This window comes from Mesorhizobium sp. M0938, assembly GCF_040319125.1.
Taxonomy (GTDB): Bacteria; Pseudomonadota; Alphaproteobacteria; order Rhizobiales; family Rhizobiaceae; genus Mesorhizobium; species Mesorhizobium robiniae.
In genome coordinates, this window is record NZ_JAMYNS010000014.1 from 115,336 (window position 1) to 132,481 (window position 17,146).

General features: G+C 62.9%; 18 protein-coding genes. 12 read left to right on the forward strand and 6 right to left on the reverse strand.

Translation table 11 applies throughout. From position 1 onward, the window contains the following. Positions 1–28: 28 nt before the first annotated feature. Positions 29–1,195: an NAD(P)/FAD-dependent oxidoreductase gene (locus tag NKH73_RS23250; RefSeq protein WP_352936640.1), complete on the forward strand. Its 1,167-nt coding sequence runs from the start codon at positions 29–31 to the stop codon at positions 1,193–1,195. On the opposite strand, the gene NKH73_RS23255 is transcribed toward NKH73_RS23250, so the two are convergent. Next, positions 1,114–2,124 carry a DUF72 domain-containing protein gene (locus NKH73_RS23255; protein WP_352936642.1) on the reverse strand — a complete coding sequence of 337 codons (1,011 nt, stop codon included), beginning with the start codon at positions 2,122–2,124 and terminating at the stop codon, positions 1,114–1,116. The genes NKH73_RS23250 and NKH73_RS23255 overlap by 82 nt on opposite strands. On the opposite strand from NKH73_RS23255, the gene leuD reads away from it, so the two are divergent. Together leuD and NKH73_RS23265 are read left to right on the forward strand one after the other, a co-directional pair. Further along, complete coding sequence (gene leuD / locus NKH73_RS23260) at positions 2,072–2,677, forward strand: 3-isopropylmalate dehydratase small subunit (protein ID WP_126104308.1); 606 nt, start codon at positions 2,072–2,074, stop codon at positions 2,675–2,677. The genes NKH73_RS23255 and leuD overlap by 53 nt on opposite strands. A 54-nt stretch (positions 2,678–2,731) precedes the next feature. Next, complete coding sequence (locus tag NKH73_RS23265) at positions 2,732–3,652, forward strand: Ivy family c-type lysozyme inhibitor (protein WP_352936645.1); 921 nt, start codon at positions 2,732–2,734, stop codon at positions 3,650–3,652. A gap of 236 nt (positions 3,653–3,888) precedes the next feature. Here the strand turns inward: NKH73_RS23265 and NKH73_RS23270 are convergent, their stop codons facing one another. Next, entirely contained in the window at positions 3,889–4,683 is a 795-nt protein-coding gene (locus NKH73_RS23270) for a lytic murein transglycosylase (protein WP_352936647.1), read from the reverse strand. Positions 4,684–4,946: 263 nt separating this feature from the next. Between NKH73_RS23270 and NKH73_RS23275 the strand changes: the two genes are divergently transcribed. The 8 genes from NKH73_RS23275 (at position 4,947) to rpsP (ending at position 13,050) form a co-directional block, all read left to right on the forward strand. Beyond that, positions 4,947–6,194 (forward strand): flavin monoamine oxidase family protein, encoded by a 1,248-nt coding sequence (locus NKH73_RS23275; RefSeq protein WP_352936649.1) that lies wholly within the window; start codon positions 4,947–4,949, stop codon positions 6,192–6,194. 97 nt (positions 6,195–6,291) lie between these two features. Then, positions 6,292–7,389, forward strand: coding sequence for a zinc-binding metallopeptidase family protein (locus NKH73_RS23280; RefSeq protein WP_352936651.1), 1,098 nt, complete (start codon positions 6,292–6,294; stop codon positions 7,387–7,389). 62 nt (positions 7,390–7,451) lie between these two features. Next, positions 7,452–8,051 carry a DUF1236 domain-containing protein gene (locus NKH73_RS23285; protein ID WP_352936653.1) on the forward strand — a complete coding sequence of 200 codons (600 nt, stop codon included), beginning with the start codon at positions 7,452–7,454 and terminating at the stop codon, positions 8,049–8,051. A 204-nt stretch (positions 8,052–8,255) separates the two neighbouring features. After that, positions 8,256–9,200 carry a CPBP family intramembrane glutamic endopeptidase gene (locus NKH73_RS23290; protein WP_352936655.1) on the forward strand — a complete coding sequence of 315 codons (945 nt, stop codon included), beginning with the start codon at positions 8,256–8,258 and terminating at the stop codon, positions 9,198–9,200. 67 nt (positions 9,201–9,267) lie between these two features. Beyond that, the gene (locus tag NKH73_RS23295; protein ID WP_352936657.1) at positions 9,268–10,209 is read left to right on the forward strand and encodes a glycosyltransferase; all 942 of its coding nucleotides are present in this window, start codon (positions 9,268–9,270) and stop codon (positions 10,207–10,209) included. A 446-nt stretch (positions 10,210–10,655) separates the two neighbouring features. Next, positions 10,656–12,263: a signal recognition particle protein gene (gene ffh / locus NKH73_RS23300; RefSeq protein ID WP_352936659.1), complete on the forward strand. Its 1,608-nt coding sequence runs from the start codon at positions 10,656–10,658 to the stop codon at positions 12,261–12,263. A gap of 7 nt (positions 12,264–12,270) precedes the next feature. Beyond that, positions 12,271–12,597, forward strand: coding sequence for a chorismate mutase (locus NKH73_RS23305; protein ID WP_352936661.1), 327 nt, complete (start codon positions 12,271–12,273; stop codon positions 12,595–12,597). 51 nt (positions 12,598–12,648) lie between these two features. After that, complete coding sequence (gene rpsP, locus NKH73_RS23310) at positions 12,649–13,050, forward strand: 30S ribosomal protein S16 (RefSeq protein ID WP_263792100.1); 402 nt, start codon at positions 12,649–12,651, stop codon at positions 13,048–13,050. Positions 13,051–13,131: 81 nt separating this feature from the next. On the opposite strand, the gene NKH73_RS23315 is transcribed toward rpsP, so the two are convergent. From NKH73_RS23315 to NKH73_RS23325, 3 genes are all read right to left on the reverse strand, one after another. After that, positions 13,132–13,395, reverse strand: coding sequence for a YMGG-like glycine zipper-containing protein (locus NKH73_RS23315; RefSeq protein ID WP_352936663.1), 264 nt, complete (start codon positions 13,393–13,395; stop codon positions 13,132–13,134). Positions 13,396–13,549: 154 nt separating this feature from the next. Further along, positions 13,550–13,960, reverse strand: coding sequence for a DoxX family protein (locus NKH73_RS23320; RefSeq protein ID WP_352936665.1), 411 nt, complete (start codon positions 13,958–13,960; stop codon positions 13,550–13,552). A 235-nt stretch (positions 13,961–14,195) separates the two neighbouring features. Beyond that, positions 14,196–15,101, reverse strand: a complete 906-nt coding sequence (locus tag NKH73_RS23325; RefSeq protein WP_352936667.1) for a bestrophin family protein — start codon at positions 15,099–15,101, stop codon at positions 14,196–14,198. Positions 15,102–15,258: 157 nt separating this feature from the next. On the opposite strand from NKH73_RS23325, the gene NKH73_RS23330 reads away from it, so the two are divergent. Then, the gene (locus NKH73_RS23330; RefSeq protein WP_352936669.1) at positions 15,259–15,684 is read left to right on the forward strand and encodes an ACT domain-containing protein; all 426 of its coding nucleotides are present in this window, start codon (positions 15,259–15,261) and stop codon (positions 15,682–15,684) included. A 149-nt stretch (positions 15,685–15,833) separates the two neighbouring features. Here the strand turns inward: NKH73_RS23330 and NKH73_RS23335 are convergent, their stop codons facing one another. Then, positions 15,834–16,868 (reverse strand): aspartate-semialdehyde dehydrogenase, encoded by a 1,035-nt coding sequence (locus tag NKH73_RS23335; protein WP_352936671.1) that lies wholly within the window; start codon positions 16,866–16,868, stop codon positions 15,834–15,836. Between the last annotated feature and the right edge of the window lie 278 nt (positions 16,869–17,146).

Genomic DNA, 17,146 nt, shown 5'->3' on the forward strand with positions numbered 1-17,146 from the left:
ATGCTTCAGAACTGGAGACGCGGAAAACGTGCGCTACGATATCGTCATCATCGGTGGAGCCATCGTCGGCTCCTCGATCGCCTACTATCTGCGCGAGGAAGGGTTTTCGGGCTCCATCGCGCTGGTCGAGCGCGACCCACAATTCGCCCATGCGGCGACGACCCTGTCCTGCGCTTCCATCCGCCAGCAGTTTTCCATCCCAGAAAACATCCGGCTATCGCAGTTCACGCTGAAACTGTTCCGGCGGCTGACGGAAGAGTTCGGGGCGGATGCCGATATCGGCTTTCGCGAAGGCGGCTATCTTATCCTGGCCGGCGAGAACGGCCTGCCGATCCTGCGGGCCAACCACGAGGCGCAGATGGCCGAGGGGGCCGACATCGTGCTTGAGGATGCGGAGGCGTTGGTGCGTCGCTTCCCGTGGCTGTCGGCAGAGGGCATCACCGCCGGCGCCTATGGCCGCACGGGCGAGGGCTGGTTCGACGCACATGCCATGCTGATGCTGTTCCGCAAGGCACTGCGCCAGAAAAACATCGATTTCATCACTGCTGATGCGACCGGCATCGAGCGCCAGGGCGATCGTGTCACCAGCGTCAGCCTCGACAATGGCGAGCGGCTCGAGGCCGGCATCGTCGTCAACGCCGCCGGGCCGAATGCCGGCAAGGTGGCTGATATGGCCGGGCTGGCGCTGCCGGTGGAGCCGCGCAAGCGTAATGTCTTCGTCTTCGAGGCGCGCGAAAAATATGCCGACATGCCGCTGCTGGTCGACCCCTCAGGCATCTATGTCCGGCCGGAAGGCTCGGTCTACATCACCGGCGGTGCCGAACCGGAAGAGGGCGACGGTCCTGCCGACCCCGGCGATTTCGAGCCCGACTGGCCGCTATTCGAAGAGGTGATCTGGCCGGTGCTGGCGACCCGCATTCCGGCCTTCGAAGCGATCAAGCCAACACGCGCCTGGGCCGGTCATTACGACTACAACACGCTCGACCAGAACGCGGTGATCGGACCACATCCCGAGGTGAAGAATTTCCTCTTCGCCAACGGTTTTTCCGGCCACGGCCTGCAGCAGGCGCCGGCCGTCGGTAAGGCGCTGGCCGAGCTGATCGTGCATGGCGGCTACCGCACGGTGGATTGCACGGCGTTTGGGTATAGCCGTGTTGCGGAGGGAAGGGCGTTCAGGGAGCTGAATGTGATTTGAGGCGCCATCGCGTCTACGGCAACGGCGTTGCCGAGCGCATGGCCCTTAACCGTATTGTCGAAAATGCACCAGACCTCAGCGCCCGCCGCACTCGCCGCATCCAGCCGCTGCCTGATCGCGATCAGGCTTTCAGTGTCATAGTCCGAGTAATAGATACGCGGCGCGCCATGCAGGCGGAAGTAAACCAGGTCCGGCCAGCCGGATGGCGTGGCCGCAGCGGGGACGCGAGCCGGATCGGCTGCCACACGCGCTACGCGGAAGCCGGTCAGAAGCGCATCGGCGTCCTGTTCGAACCAGCTCGCATGACGAGGTTCGCAGGCTATTTTCGAGCCGGTTTGCTTTCGCAACAAACCGAAGAACTCCTCAGCGACACGCGGCTCGAAGGACAGGCTGGGTGGCAACTGCACTAGCAGCACAGCGAGCTTCGGGCCGAGGCCTCCGGCCTGCCCGAGGAATGCCTCGGCGAGCTCGGAAATGTAGCACACCCACGAAAAGTCGGTGACGCCGCGGGCGAGGCCAATCAGCGGCTTGCCAGGCGCATCGAGGCGCGCCGTCAACACCATATCCGCGCTGGCAAGCATCGTCTTCAAACGGGCTTCGTCATCGATGGGCCGGGTGGCGCCGAGGCCGGATTCCACCAGCACGCGGCGGAACTCGGCAGCGTCGAGGGTTGGTTCACTGGCGTAGAGGATTTTGGATCGCGTTGTCATGCCGGTGAAAGTGCACCATCGGGCGGCGGTTTTGAAGCTGCTTGGTGCCGATCTTGTGCTTGCTGGATCATCTGCGAGCAAAAACAGCCGCCTTTTATTTGCCCGCCTCTTTGTGTAAACCGGGCGCCAACACATCCCCCGCAGCGAGAAGAAGACGGGCAGACCCATGGAAAAATTCACCAAGCTCACCGGCGTCGCGGCACCGATGCCGATCGTCAACGTCGACACCGACATGATCATCCCCAAGGATTATCTCAAGACGATCAAGCGCACCGGTCTCGGCAGCGGATTGTTCGCCGAAATGCGCTACAAGGACGACGGTTCGGAAAACCCTGATTTCGTGCTCAACAAGCCGGCCTACCGCAAGGCGCAGATCTTGGTTGCCGGCGACAATTTCGGCTGCGGCTCTTCGCGCGAGCATGCGCCGTGGGCGCTGCTCGATTTTGGCATACGCTGCGTCATCTCGACCTCGTTCGCCGACATTTTCTACAACAACTGCTTCAAGAACGGCATCCTGCCGATCACCGTCAGCCCGGAGGATCTGGAGAAGCTGATGGACGACGCCTCGCGCGGCTCCAACGCGACGGTGTCGGTCGACCTGGAAGCGAAGGAAATCCGCGGACCGGACGGCGGCGTGGTCAAGTTCGATCTCGACGACTTCAAGCGGCACTGCCTGCTCAACGGGCTCGACGACATCGGCCTGACCATGGAAAAGGCCGGCGCCATCGCCTCGTTCGAGAAGAAGAACGCCGAGCTGCGTCCCTGGGCCTGAACGGCAAGGTCGTACCGATGGCGGGTCTTCGCTTCAGGTGAAACGGGGGATGTCATGATACGCTCGCCTCTCGCCGGTGCCTTCGGACTGGCGTTGATCCTCCTGCCGATGGCGAGCGTGTTTGCGCAATCGCAAATGCCCGCTGCGACCGACAAGCCCGCCACCGACGACGGGTCGGGCGCGGGCAATTCGGCGGCTTCAGACGACGACAAGCAGGCGCCGGTCCCATTCGAGGGCGGCCAACTGACCATCACCCAGCAGGAAGAGTACGGGGAAAAGGTGCTGGCCTTCGACGGAAAGCAGTTGGTCAGCAACTACGATGTTTTCTTCGACAAGGTCGTCGAGGTCGGCGGCGTCAATGTGGCGCTGGTCGATGTCGGCGACGGCGGCAATCAATGCGGACCGGCCAAGGTGATCGTGTGGAAGCCGGAAGGCGGCACGATCCAGAGTACCACGGTCGAGCAGGACGAATGCGGCGCGCCGCCGGCCGCAGTGTCCGACGACGCCATCTATTTCGTGCCTTATCTGCTGCCGGGAGATTCCAAGCCGGCGCTGCAGTGGTCGCCGACCGGCGGCTTGTCGACCTCGGGCATTCTCACCTACATGCCGGAACCGAGCACCGGCTGGAAGGATGTCGATCCGGCGAAATACGACAACATCATCGATGCCTTTCACAACGAGGCTGTCTACAAAGAAGCTGAGACGCTGCTCGGCGAGGAGATGCCGGACATGGCGACCAGCCTGCTGGTCGGCGGCGGCACCGAGAAGACCGCGTCGGGCGCCTTCTATGCCAGCGGCTGCGTGCCGCATGATTGCGGCGGCAATGACGGCTTCATGGCGGTCGATCCGGCCAGTCAAAAGCTCTATTTCGCCCGCCGCGGCGACACCCCCGAGCCTGACGCGTGGCCGGCTGTGAACACGTGGCCCGCCGAGGTCAGGGAAGTGATGGACAAGGCGCTCGGCTCGCCGAATTAGCTTCTCTGCTTCGCGCCTTCGTTCCGGAGGCGGGACCGAGCGGCGGCAGTCGTCACCTTAGAGCGGTTCATCGTTTCAAGGAGATCCGCTCTATCTCTTTGTTTTTGCGCAATTCCGCAGGGAAAGCGCTATGCGCTTTTCCCGGGAAAACCGTTTCACACTTTTCCTGGAATTGCTCTAGAGCATCAACAAAAAGCCCGGCGCGTGGCCGGGCTTCCGTCGAACAGAGATTTCTATCAATCGCCGTCGATCGCGGTCGCCATGCGGGCGATGGCCTGTTGATAGACGCTGGCGGAATTCCAGCCAGCAATTGCGCCCATATTCGCCTGATAACCCGCGCCGGCCTGCCAACCATGACCCTTGAGGAAGTTGGCAGTGGAAGCCAGCGCGGTGCCCTTGTCGCGCAGATTCTTGTTGCCGACGCCGTACTTCAAAACATTTCCGGGCAGGAACTGCGTGTGGCCAATCTCGCCATGCGCGGCACCGACCGACGAGGCGCTCAACGCTCCGCGATCAACCAGCTTCAGGGCTGCAATGCCGTGCGGATAAAAGAACTCGGGGCGGCGGCAATCATAGGTAAGCGTTAAAATGGCAGAGACCGTATTCTGTTTGCCCATGGAGGCGCCGAAGCCAGTTTCCATGCCCCAGATGGCGAGCAACACACCCGGCGGCACGCCGTAGGTCCGTTCGATCTTGTCGAACAGCGCCGCGTTCGACTTCTTCAGCGCACGGCCCTTGGCAATGATCGCGGATCCGCCGCGGCGCTTCATGAAACTTTCCACGGAGCCGCTGAAGGCCTTATGAAGGGCGCGGTCGACGGCGATCGTCTTTGTTGCGTAGGTCGCTCGAGCCAGAGCAGCTAGACCCTTCGAGCCCACACCGTTGGCCCTGGCCTCCGCGGCGAAATCCGCCTTCCACGCTTCGAAGCCCGCACTCGTCTTGCCGCATTGGGCGGCCTGCGCACCTGTTGCCGCCGCAAGCATCATCAATGCTGCCGCCGCGAAAATCTTTCCCTTGGCAAGAAATGCCATGTTGCTCTCCTGGTTACCTGGATCACGTCCCAATACGAATTTGCCAGCGAAACGCTCGCTTGTCACCGTTAGAGCGGCGTTCGTCCGCTTGGACGCAGTACGCTCCGACACTCTAAATCCGCGCATCGTGCTTTCTGAAAATCGATCCTGATTTTCGGGCCGATGCGCTAAGAAGTCGTTTACGTATCCCCGCCGCAGCGCTGGCGAATGCCGGAGAACTTGCTTACGATCAAGTAATTATTGTGGCGGGGGCTGGAATATTCATGGATGACGTTGATGTCGTGGTCATCGGCGCCGGCTCGGCGGGACTTTCCGCCGCCAAGACCCTGCGTGCAGCCGGCCTTTCTTTCAAGCTGTTCGAAGCGATGAACCGGATCGGGGGGCGCGCCTGGACCAGCGATCAGCATTTCGGTGTTCCTTTCGACATCGGCTGCGCCTGGCTGCACGCGGCCGACCGCAACCCCTATTTTCCCGAGGCGCAAGCCGCCCGTTGGACACTCCACCATCACGACATGAATGTCGATCATCTCTATTATCGCAACCGAAAGGCGAGCGAAGACGAAGAGGCCGCAATGAAGGCGGCCGATATCAGGCTGTTCGAGTTGCTGGCGGCGCATGAGGTCAAGGATGGCGACGACGACCGCCTTTCGGCGTTGCTCGCCAGGGGCCATGCGCCGCGCGCCGCCGCCACCTTCGCCGGGCCGATGGATTTCGGCGCCGACGAGGACGAGATATCGATCCGCGACTTTCAGGCCGCCGCCGATCTCGAGCCGAACTATTTCACCAAGGAGGGGCTCGGCGCTTTGGTCACCCGTTTTGGCGCCGACGTGCCGGTCGAGCTGTCGACGCCGGTGCGGAAAATCCTCTGGGACGTGCCTGGCGTTGCCTGTGTCACCGATCGCGGCACCATCCGCGCCAAGGCAGCCATCGTCACCGCCTCGCCGGCGGTGCTCGCCTTCGAGGAGATCGAATTCTCGCCGGCACTGCCCGACACGCATTTCGCTGCCTTCTTCGACCTGCCGATGGGCATGCTGACCAAGCTGCCGGTCGAAATCAGGGGCACGAGGCTCGGGTTGGCGCCGTTCGACGACCTGCTGATCGAGCGGCTGGCCAGGCACGACATCTACTTTCTTTGCTTTCCGTTCGACTTCGATCTGATGGTCGGCTTCGTCGGCGGCGATTTCGCCTGGGAGATGTCGGCGGCGGGCGAGGCGGCAGGCGTCGACTTCGTCGTCGACCGGCTGTGCGCCATCTTCGGTAGCGACGTCAGAAAACATGTCGGGCGCGCGATGATGACCAATTGGGGCGGCGAGCGTTTCGTGCGTGGCGCCTATGCGGCCGCCCGCCCCGGCCGTTCGCAGGCGCGCGCCACGCTGATGCAGCCAGTGGCGGAAAAGATCTTCTTCGCCGGCGAGCATCTGGCCGGTCCGCTGATGCAGACCTGCGGCGGCGCCAGGCTGTCGGGCGAGGCTGTGGCGAGAGCGGTCGCCGCCCAGCTTGCGGCAAAATAGCATCGGCAGGAACGCCGGTCGCTGATAGGCGTTTGGGCGAAATGCCGCTCCGCACTATATCCGGACCTGATGGTTTGAGACCTGATTTGAGATTGGGATGAAGCTCTTTGATTGCCCGCATTGCGGCCACCGCCTCTATTTCGAGAACGCCCAGTGCCTGAACTGCGCCAGCTCCGTGCTCTACGATCCCGGACACGCGCGCTTCGTGTTGTCTGGCGTCGATGGCGTTTTCCAGTGCACCAATGCCGACGAGTGCGCCTGCAACTGGATGGCGGAACCGGGCCATGCCTTCTGCCGCGCCTGCATGCTGAACCAGTTGATTCCGGACCTTTCGGTCGATGGCAACCGCCGTCGCTGGATCCGCGTCGAAGCGGCAAAGAAGCGGGCGATCTATTCGCTGCTCGCAGCCGGACTGCCGGTCGCGCCCAAGCGGAACGCCGGCGACGAGGCCGGTCTCGCCTTCGACTTCCTCGCCGATCCGATCGGCGGCGGCCCGGGCGGCCGCCGCATCCTCACCGGCCATGGCAACGGCCTGATCACGCTCAATGTCGCCGAGGCGGACTCGGCCGAGCGCGAGAGACGCCGCGTCGAGATGGGCGAGAACTACCGCACTTTGCTCGGCCATTTCCGCCACGAGCTTGGCCACTATTACTGGGACCGCCTGATCCGCGACGATCCGCAACGGCTTGTCGCTTTCCGCGCTTTATTCGGCGACGAGCGCACCGATTACGAGCAGGCGCTGAAGGCATACCATGCCAATGGCGCTCCGCCCGACTGGCAGCAGGGCCACATTTCGGCCTATGCCACGTCCCATCCCTGGGAGGACTGGGCCGAGACATGGGCGCACCATCTGCACATCACCGATACGCTGGAGATGGTGCACGCGTTGAATTTCCCGCTCGGCCGGTTGGAAACCGTGGAGGCCAACGACCTGTCGCGGGGCGACACCGGCGGCCAGCTGCAACCGGCGCCGTCGGAACCTGCCGCCGTTCCCGAACCGTTCGAAAAGATCCTGGCGCGCTGGCTGGTGCTGTCGGAAGCGTCCAACTCGATCAACCGCTGCATGGGCCTGCCGGACCTCTATCCCTTCGTCATCTCGGAGGTGGCCGCACGGAAGCTGGCCTTCGTCCACGAACTCCTGACCGGTGTAGCGAAAGAAACTGGAACAAAACGTGAGCCGGCCGAAGCGTTTTAGCCGGAACGCATGAGGTGTTGTTTCGTTTTCGTTCGCGAGGGACCCAAAAACGGAGCGAAACCATGAAGCGCATACTGTTTCCTGCTGTCGCCGGAGCGCTTGTCGCTATGTCCGGCGCAGCCTTGGCCGATACTGCCGTCTCGGCTGTCGCCGATCTCAATGTGCGCGCCGGCCCCGGCCCGCAATACCCTGTTATCGGCGTGCTCGCCGCCGGCCAGTCGGCAACCCTCGATGGCTGCATCCAAAACAGCAAATGGTGCACCATAGCCGAGGCCAACGGCCAAGGCTGGATCTATTCCGACTATGTGACGGCCGATTTCGGCGGTAACAAGGTCGTCCTGACCGAGCGCCCTGATGACGCAGACATTACCATCGTCGAAGCGCCCGCCGACGTCGACTACCCCGACACCTATACCGGAGCGATCGTCGCTGGCGATCCGATCGAGCCGATCAGGCGGCCACCGGCCGAAGTCCGCACTTATATCGATACGAACCGGCTCGACCCGGTCTATCTCGAGGGCGAGGTGGTTACCGGCGCGACATTGCCCGATACCGTCGAGTTGCGCGAAATTCCGGACTATGACTACCGCTATGTCTATGTGAACGGCCAGCCGGCACTGGTCGATCCAGGCACCCGACGCATCATGTACGTCGAGCGCTGACGCGACCAGCATCAGGCGGCCGCCGGGCAAGAGCCAATGGCGGCCGCCGCTTTTCCGAATATCGTGTCAACCTGAGCTTCCCGCTGGAGCGGCCGCCGCCGCGCCAGCTCTTTTGTTTGAGCACTGGATTTCCCCAAAACCGGTTCCACTTTTGGATACAATGCTCTAGATCATGCGACCCGATGCATCAGGCAAGGAACCCGCGTGACGATCGATCCAACCGCTTTCGCGCGTTACCGGCATATTCCCAACGCCAAGACGACCCTGCCGCGCCTCCTGCTCGGAACGGCGATCGTCATCCTGTTCTGGGTCGCGACAACCATCGCCGTGCTGTTCGGCGGCGCCTATCTTTTTATAGTCTGGCAGGCATCATCGGCCCCGATAGACGGAGAGGCGGTGCAGAACTTCATGGCTTCGCCTGCCGGAATCCTCGCCGCACTCGCCTCGTTTGCCGGAATCTGGCTCGGCCTGTGGGTTGCCATGCGCTGGGTCCATCGCGAGCCGCTGATGGCGCTGATCGGCACCAGCCGCCGCGTTTCGCACTCGGGATTCCTCAAGGGATTGGCCGCGGTGCTGATCACATCGGCGCTCTCCGAAATCCTGCTCTATCTCTTGCAGCCCGAAGTTGCGCGCGGTGCGATCGGCTTGTGGTCCTGGCTGCTGTTCCTGATCCCGATCGCCGTGCTGACCCTGCTGCAGACTTCGTCCGAGGAAGTGCTGTTCCGCGGCTATCTCCTCAGGGGCTTGGCCAACCGGTTTAAAAGCCCCTTCATCTGGGCATTGCTGCCAGGACTTCTGTTCACCTCGATGCATTGGAGCCCAGGCTCGAGTGCTGCCATCAACGCCTGCGTGCTGGCCTCGATCGCCGCTTTTGCGCTGCTGCTGACGCTTGTGGTCTATGCTACGGGCAATCTCGGCGCTGCCTTTGGCGCCCATCTCGGCAACAATCTGATCGGTTTCCTGCTGATTTCCCATCAGCAAAGCTACAATTCCTTCGCGCTGTTCAACGCCAAGCCGCTCGAAGGCCCAGGCTGGACGACGCTTGACGCCGTGCTCATCGCGGCGATGGGCATCGTCTGCAGCCTGTTGACGATCCTGCTGCTGCTGCATCCGCGTTCGCCGCTGAAGATCGAACCGGACAGATCATGATCCCAGAAAACGGAACCCGGTTTTTGGGTAAGATCATGGTCAGGCAAAAAACTGGCGTGCCAAGCTGATGCGCATCACACTGGCGGTGACCGGATCCATCCCCTCCAGGGGCTATGGCGGCACCCAGCGCCAAGTCGAGTGGTTGGCGAGTGAACTGACCCGTCTTGGTCATCTTGTCGTGCTGATCGCCGATCGTGGCTCGAGCCACCCCCTATGCGAGGTGCGGCATGCATCCTCGGAAGCGCAATGCCGTGCCGCCATCCCCGCAGACGCCGATATCGTCCACTTTCACGGCTGGTTTCTCGACGTTCCGTTCCCAACCCTCAACACGACGCACGGCATTTCCCCGGAAAGCCCCAGGCCGCAGGCAAACTGGAGTTTCGTCAGCGCCAGCCACGCGCACAACCACGGCAGGAAGACCTTCGTCTACAACGGCTTCCCGACTGATGCTTACCGCCTGGCCGGTTCGAAGAACGACCACCTTCTGTTTCTCGCCGGCATCGCGCGCGCCAGCAAGAATCTGAATCGCGCGGTCGATCTCGCGAAAAAATTCGATTTCGTCCTCGATATCGCCGGTGGCTCGCGCTGGAAGCTTTTGACGCGCAGCCAGGTCCGGCGCGACGGCGTTTTCTTCAAGAGCCTTGGCAGCCGCTTTCGCTTCCATGGCGTCGTCGACGGCGACGAAAAACTGCGCCTGCTGGGCACGGCAAAGGCCTTTCTCAACCCAATCGCCTGGGAAGAACCGTTCGGCATGGCGCCGGTCGAGGCCATGCTGTGCGGAACGCCGGTGCTGACGACGCGGCGCGGCGCCATGCCCGAGATCGTCGACGACCACACCGGGCGGTTCTTCGACAGCGATGAGGAATTTGCTGCGGCCCTCGACGCGGTCGCCGGCCTTTCCCCGCAGCGCTGCCGGGACTCTGCCGCCGCCCGGTTTCCGATCACCCGCACCGCAAAAGGCTATCTCGATCTCTATGCCCGGATCCTCGACGGCGAAACTCTGCCATGAATCGCCTTTGTTCCCTTCTCCCCCTGTGGGAGAAGGTGGATTGGCGCGTAGCGCCAAGACGGTTGAGGGGTGTTGGACGGAGCGCCTTCCATGCCAAGCTGGAACACCCCTCATCCGACCGAGCTTTCGCTCGGCCACCTTCTCCCACAAGGGGAGAAGGGAAGGGCCTGACCTGGCCATATCACGTCCGCGCCTTGACTCCGCGGCCGATTTCCTGTCTACACGCCGCGAATTCCGCGACGAGTATCCCTCCGAGCAAGCCGACCGGGACGCCGAAGCCTCTTTGAGGTGACGTGCTGTAAATCGATCCTGGAGGCCAACATCCGGCAGCGCTGTGCGCCCCCGGGTGCTTTTTGGCTTTGGACTTTTGCTTGGACTGTTTGGACACTGGGCGCGAACGCATTACCTCTCGGGCATCATCCGGGTGCCAGGGAAAGGGAAAAAGAATGTTTGAATCGCTACAGGAACGTCTTGGTTCGATCCTGAACGGCCTCACCGGCCGCGGTGCCCTGTCCGAGGCCGATGTCTCGGCGGCGCTGCGCGAGGTGCGCCGTGCGCTGCTCGAGGCAGACGTGGCGCTGGAAGTGGTGCGTTCCTTCACCGACAAGGTGCGCGAGAAGGCCGTCGGCGCCGCCGTGGTGAAGTCGATCAAGCCCGGCCAGATGGTCGTCAAGATCGTCCATGACGAGCTGGTCGAGATGCTGGGCGCCGAAGGCGTCGCCATCGACCTCAATGCACCGGCTCCGGTCGTCATCATGATGGTCGGCCTGCAGGGCTCCGGCAAGACGACAACATCGGCCAAGATCGCCAAGCGCCTCAACGAGCGTCAGAACAAGAAGGTCCTGATGGCCTCGCTCGACACGCGGCGTCCCGCCGCGCAGGAGCAGCTCCGTCAGCTCGGCGAACAGGTCAAGGTCGCGACGCTGCCGATCGTCGAGGGCCAGACGCCGGTCGACATCGCCCGCCGCGCCGTGCAGGCGGCGAAGCTCGGCGGCCATGACGTCGTCATCCTCGACACCGCCGGCCGCACCCATATCGACGAGCCGCTGATGGTCGAGATGGCCGACATCAAGAAGGTGTCGTCGCCGCACGAAATCCTGTTGGTCGCCGATTCGCTGACCGGCCAGGACGCCGTCAATCTGGCGAAAAGCTTCGATGAGCGCGTCGGCATCACCGGCCTAGTGCTGACCCGCATGGACGGTGATGGCCGTGGCGGTGCGGCACTTTCCATGCGCGCCGTCACCGGCAAGCCGATCAAGCTGATCGGCACCGGCGAGAAAATGGACGGGTTGGAGGAATTCCATCCCAAGCGCATCGCCGACCGCATCCTCGGCATGGGCGACATCATCAGCCTCGTCGAAAAGGCTGCCGAAAACATCGACGCCGAACAGGCGGCGGCGATGGCCAAGAAGATGCAGTCGGGCAAGTTCGACCTGAACGATCTTGCCGGCCAGCTTCAGCAGATGTCGAAGATGGGCGGCATGGGCGGCATCATGGGCATGATGCCGGGCATGGGCAAGATGAAGGACCAGATGGCCGCCGCCGGTCTCGATGACAAGATGTTCGGCCGCCAGCTCGCCATCATCTCGTCAATGACCAAGGCTGAGCGAGCCAACCCGGATATTCTGAAGCATTCGCGCAAGAAGCGCATCGCTGCCGGCTCCGGTACCGATGCGGCCGAGATCAACAAGCTCCTGAAGATGCACCGCGGCATGGCCGACATGATGAAGGCGATGGGCGGCAAGGGCAAAGGCGGTGGCCTGATGCGCGGCATGATGGGCGGCCTGGCGCAGAAGATGGGCCTCGGCGGCATGATGCCAGGGGGTATGGGCGGCCCGGGCGGCATGATGGGCGGCGGCATGCCGGACCTGTCCAAGATGGACCCCAAGCAGCTCGAAGCGTTGCAGAAGCAGGCGCAGGCAGCCGGTCTCGGCGGCATGAAGGGCCTGCCCGGCGGCCTTCCCGGCGGCGGCGGTCTGCCCGGGCTGCCTGGAGGCATGAAGCTTCCCGGTTTGGGCGGCGGCGGGCTTCCCGGACTCGGCAAAAAGAAGTGAGGGCGCCATGAACGAAGAGAAGGACATGGCCGACGCATATGCGGCGCTGGTCGACTACCGCGCCTCGATCGACAACATCGACGCAGCGCTCATCCACATGCTGGCCGAGCGTTTCCGCTGCACCAAGGCGGTCGGCGTGCTGAAGGCGTCGCACGGCCTGCCGCCGGCCGATCCGGCACGCGAGCAGCAGCAGATCGCCCGCCTTCGTCAACTGGCGAAGGACGCCCATCTCGACCCGGATTTCGCGGAGAAATTCCTGAACTTCGTCGTCCGCGAAGTGATCCGGCATCACGAGCAGATCGCCGCATCAAACGGCGTAACGAAAACCGGCTGACAACAGCCATAACCCCGATCAACGCGAATTAAGAGTTTTAGGAGAAAGAAAATGCCACTGAAAATCCGACTGGCCCGTGCGGGCTCGAAGAAGCGTCCTTATTACCATGTCGTCGTCGCCGACGCCCGTTCGCCGCGCGACGGCCGTTTCATCGAGTCGCTCGGCTCGTGGAACCCGCTGCTGCCTAAGGACGGCGAGCGCGTCAAGGTCGATGCCGACCGCGTCAAGCATTGGCTCTCGCACGGCGCCCAGCCGACCGACCGCGTGCTGCGCTTCCTCGATGAGGCAGGCCTTGCCAAGCGCGAGGCCCGCTCCAACCCGAAGAAGGCCGAGCCCGGCAAGAAGGCGCAGGAACGCGCCGCATTGCTGAAGAAGGCGCAGGAAGATGCAGCCGCCGCTGTTGCCGCGGCGGCAGCTGCGCCGGCCGAGGCGGAAGCCGCGACCGCCGAATAATCCGCTTTCTATCACTACGCAAAACGGCGGGCGCCTTTGCCCGCCGTTTTGCTGTTTCGTTTGACTTATGACGCGGCCCGATCAATAGCCTTCAGGGCAGCGGGCGGTGTAGACGCGTCCATTGCGACCGCGATAGCGGCACTGGCCGCTTTCGGTAGCACGACCGATCAGCGCGCCGGCGACGGCACCGACCGCGCCACCAACGACAGCTCCCTCTACCGGATCGCCTGCTACGGCAGCGCCTACAGCAGCGCCACCCAGGCCACCGACAGCAGCGCCCTGTTCTGTCCGGGAACAGGCTGCGAGTGAGATTGCCAATACCATCAGGACTACCAGTTTCTTCATTGTCGTTCCTCTCAAACGGGGTTTTCCGTCCTCGCCGCCACATGTCCTAACTCGCAACCGGGCGATTTGATCCAAAGACAAAGAAGAAGGGCGACGGCAGAAAGCGCCCTCGCTGGCGGCGCGACCGCTATCAAAAGCCTTTCTATGCCGCCGCTTAATGCGTGAACGGGATCAGCGCGCGCACCCTGGGGTCGCGCAGGAAAAGCCCGCCCCACAGCATGAATCCAAGATAGACGCCGAACAGTGTGTGCGAGAACAGCGGGCTGCCGATGCGTATATGGGGCGCGATGGCACTGCCGAGATAGGCGGTGAGCAGAATGGCGCCGAGCATCGAGGTACGCGGCACCGCATAGAGCGCGGTCGAGACCAGCCCGATGACGCCGAGCATGCGCGAGACATTGGGATCGGCCGGCCAGCCGAGCTGCACCATCGTTTGGGTGACGATGTCGAGTGGCGGCAGCTTGATGACCCCATCGAAAATCATGAACAGCACGATGAGGGTGCTGAGCCCACGGCCGGCCCACAGCGCGCCCGGCGTGACGGATGCGGTTTGAGAAATGGTCATTGACGTTCCCTTCGGCTGTTTAGAGCACTGATCCTCTAGCCAGGACCCGAACCAAGGACGCGGCGTGGGATGACGATCCGACACGCCTACGATTTTTTGGGCGCATGGTGCTGCGATGAGTGCGGGAACAAACCTAGAGCGGTTCAGCTTTTGATAGAACCGCCGAACCGCTCTAAGTATTTGTTTTTACGCAATTCCGGACGGAAAACTGCTAAGCACTTTTCCTGGAATTGCTCTAGGAAAAATAGAATTTTTCGGCGGGAATCATTTTCGGCGGCGCCTCGCCGAGCGCTTCGAACACCGAGATTTCACAGACGCGGCACAGGCCGTCGAGGGCGAGATCGTTGGCCTCGGTGCCGAACGGATCCTCCAACTCTTCCGAAAGCGCGTCGAGGCCGAAGAAGGTGTAGGCGATCAGCGCGGTGAATAGCGGCGTCGCCCAACCGGCAGTCGAGGCGAGCCCAAACGGCAGCAGCAGGCAGAAGATATAGGCGGTGCGCTGCAAGAGCAGCGTGTAGGCAAACGGAAGCGGTGTTCCCATGATGCGCTCGCAGCCGGCCTGTGCTGCGGCGATTTCCGACAGGCGCTCGTCGAGGATGCGGTAGCCCATGACGTCGATCGCCCCGGCCCGGTACAGCGCGGCGGCTCTTTCTCCCATCCGCCGCACCATGGCGTCGGGCGCGTTGGCCTGTTTGGCGGCACTTTCGGCTTCGTCGCCGATGAACGCGCGTGCATCCGACGTGGCGTCCACCCGCCTGAGCAGGCCGCGCAGGAAGTGGCAAAAGGCGATCGCCTCCATCAGGAAGCCGCGCAGTTCCGCCTGGTTTTCGATCAGCCCGGTGCTGGCGCGTGCCAGATTGCGGATGTCGAAGACAAGCTGGCCCCACAGCTTGCGCGCCTCCCACCAGCGGTCATAGGCGGCATTGTTGCGGAAGCCGAGATAGATCGACAGCGCCACACCGAGCAAGGCGAAGGGTGCCGGGCCGGCATTGCCGAAGTCGAGCTCCAGTGCCCTGACCGCCAGCACCACCAGCGCGCCATAGACGCCGAAGCCGAAGATCTGCGGCAGGATGCGCGGCACCACCGAGCCGCGCATGATGAAGAACAGATGCAAGAATCCCGGACGCGGGCGAACGATCATCGAAACCCCTTTCACGGACCGGCAATGGTCCTGATTGGTTACATTGTGCGGTTCAATACACGCACAAGCCCGGCTGCCAGCGACATGCCGATGTCGTCTTGCCTGGATGGGGCAGAGCACGCTATCGAAATCCCTAAGACGTTCGGGGAGCAAATCGATGGCCGGCGAGACGGACCTGAAGAAACTGCTGGCGACGATGACGCCGGAATTGCGTCCCAGCACCCATGTCTTCGCCACACTGCCGCCTGGCGCGCCCGCACCAGCCGGCCTCGAGCCGGTGATGCTGTTTCGCGAGCGCGAAGGCACGACGCTGATCGTGCTTGAAGAAGAAGCCAGGGCCGTTGGCCTGGAAACCGTGTTCCGCTGCAGGATGCTGACGCTGAATATCCATTCGTCGCTGGAGGCGGTCGGCTTCCTCGCCGCGATCACCACGCGTCTGGCCGCCGCCGGCATGGGCGTCAATCCGGTCTCGGCCTTCTACCACGACCATCTGTTCGTCCCCGCCGACCGGGCAGAGGAGGCGATAGATGTGCTGCGGAGCCTGGCGGAGGAGAACCGGGGGGTGACTACCTTTCCCCCGTGAGCTGGGAGAAGGGAGCTAACGGCCGAAGGCCGAGCCCGCGTCCGCGGGCCGCCGGCTTTCCGGCGCCCCGCGGAGGGCCCGCCGCGGCAGCGGCGATACGGCCCGTGAGCGAAACCTAAACGGCCGAAGGCCGAGCCCGTGAGCGAAAACTAAGCCGCCTTTTTCTTCGGCTGGATCAGTCCGCGCTCGATCAGCAATTCGGCGATCTGCACCGCGTTCAGTGCGGCGCCCTTGCGCAGATTGTCGGAGACGATCCACATCGACAGGCCGTTGTCGATGGTCGAATCCTCGCGGATGCGCGAGATGAAGGTGGCATCCTCGCCGGCCGATTCCAGCGGCGTGATGTAGCCGCCGTCCTCGCGCTTGTCCAAAACCTGGCAGCCGGGGGCATCGCGAAGAATATCGCGTGCCTCGTCTGCGGTGATCGGCTTTTCGAACTCAATGTTGACTGCTTCCGAATGGCCGATGAACACCGGCACGCGCACGCAGGTCGCCGTCAGCTTGATCTTGGGGTCGAGCATCTTCTTGGTTTCGGCGACCATCTTCCACTCTTCCTTGGTGAAGCCGTCGTCGAGGAAGACGTCGATATGCGGGATGACGTTGAAGGCGATGCGCTTGGTGAACTTCTTGACGTCGACCTGGTCGGCGACGAACACGGCGCGTGTCTGCGTGAACAGCTCGTCCATGCCTTCCTTGCCGGCGCCGGAGACCGATTGATAGGTGGCGACGACGACGCGCTTGATGGTGGCGAAGTCGTGCAGCGGCTTCAGCGCCACGACCAGCTGCGCCGTCGAGCAGTTTGGATTGGCGATGATGTTCTTGCGGGTGAACAGCGAAATCGCGTCCGGGTTCACTTCCGGCACGATCAGTGGCACGTCCTGGTCGTAGCGGAATGCCGACGAATTATCGATGACGACGCAGCCCTGCTTGCCGATTTTCGGCGACCATTCTTTCGAGACATTGCCGCCGGCCGACATGATGCAGATGTCGGTGTCGGAAAAATCATACTGGTCGAGCGCCCTGACCTTCAGCGTGCGGTCGCCGAACGACACTTCCGTGCCCTGGCTGCGCCGTGAGGCCAGCGCCACCACTTCGCTCACCGGAAAGCCCCGCTCTTCCAGTATGTTGAGCATTTCCCGGCCCACATTGCCCGTGGCGCCGACGATTGCAACCTTGAAACTCATCGAAATCTCCTGTCCTCTCCGCTCGGTTTTTGGAGAAAACCCGCCGGCCGATGCGGGTTTCAACCCCCGGGCCGGACCCGGGAGAGGGTGGTTAGGCCAAGGGAATCAGACCGTTTTAGTGGTCGTTTTACCGGTTTCTTTGACCAAGAATGGGGTTTTGCTGGAACGAGGAGATGCGCCGACGCGTCCGGCGCAATGGTTCGCATTGCGGCCGGGGAGGTCGTATGCAAGAAGCGCCACTAAAAGGCCGTGCATCGAAACTATCCCGTTCGGTGCCG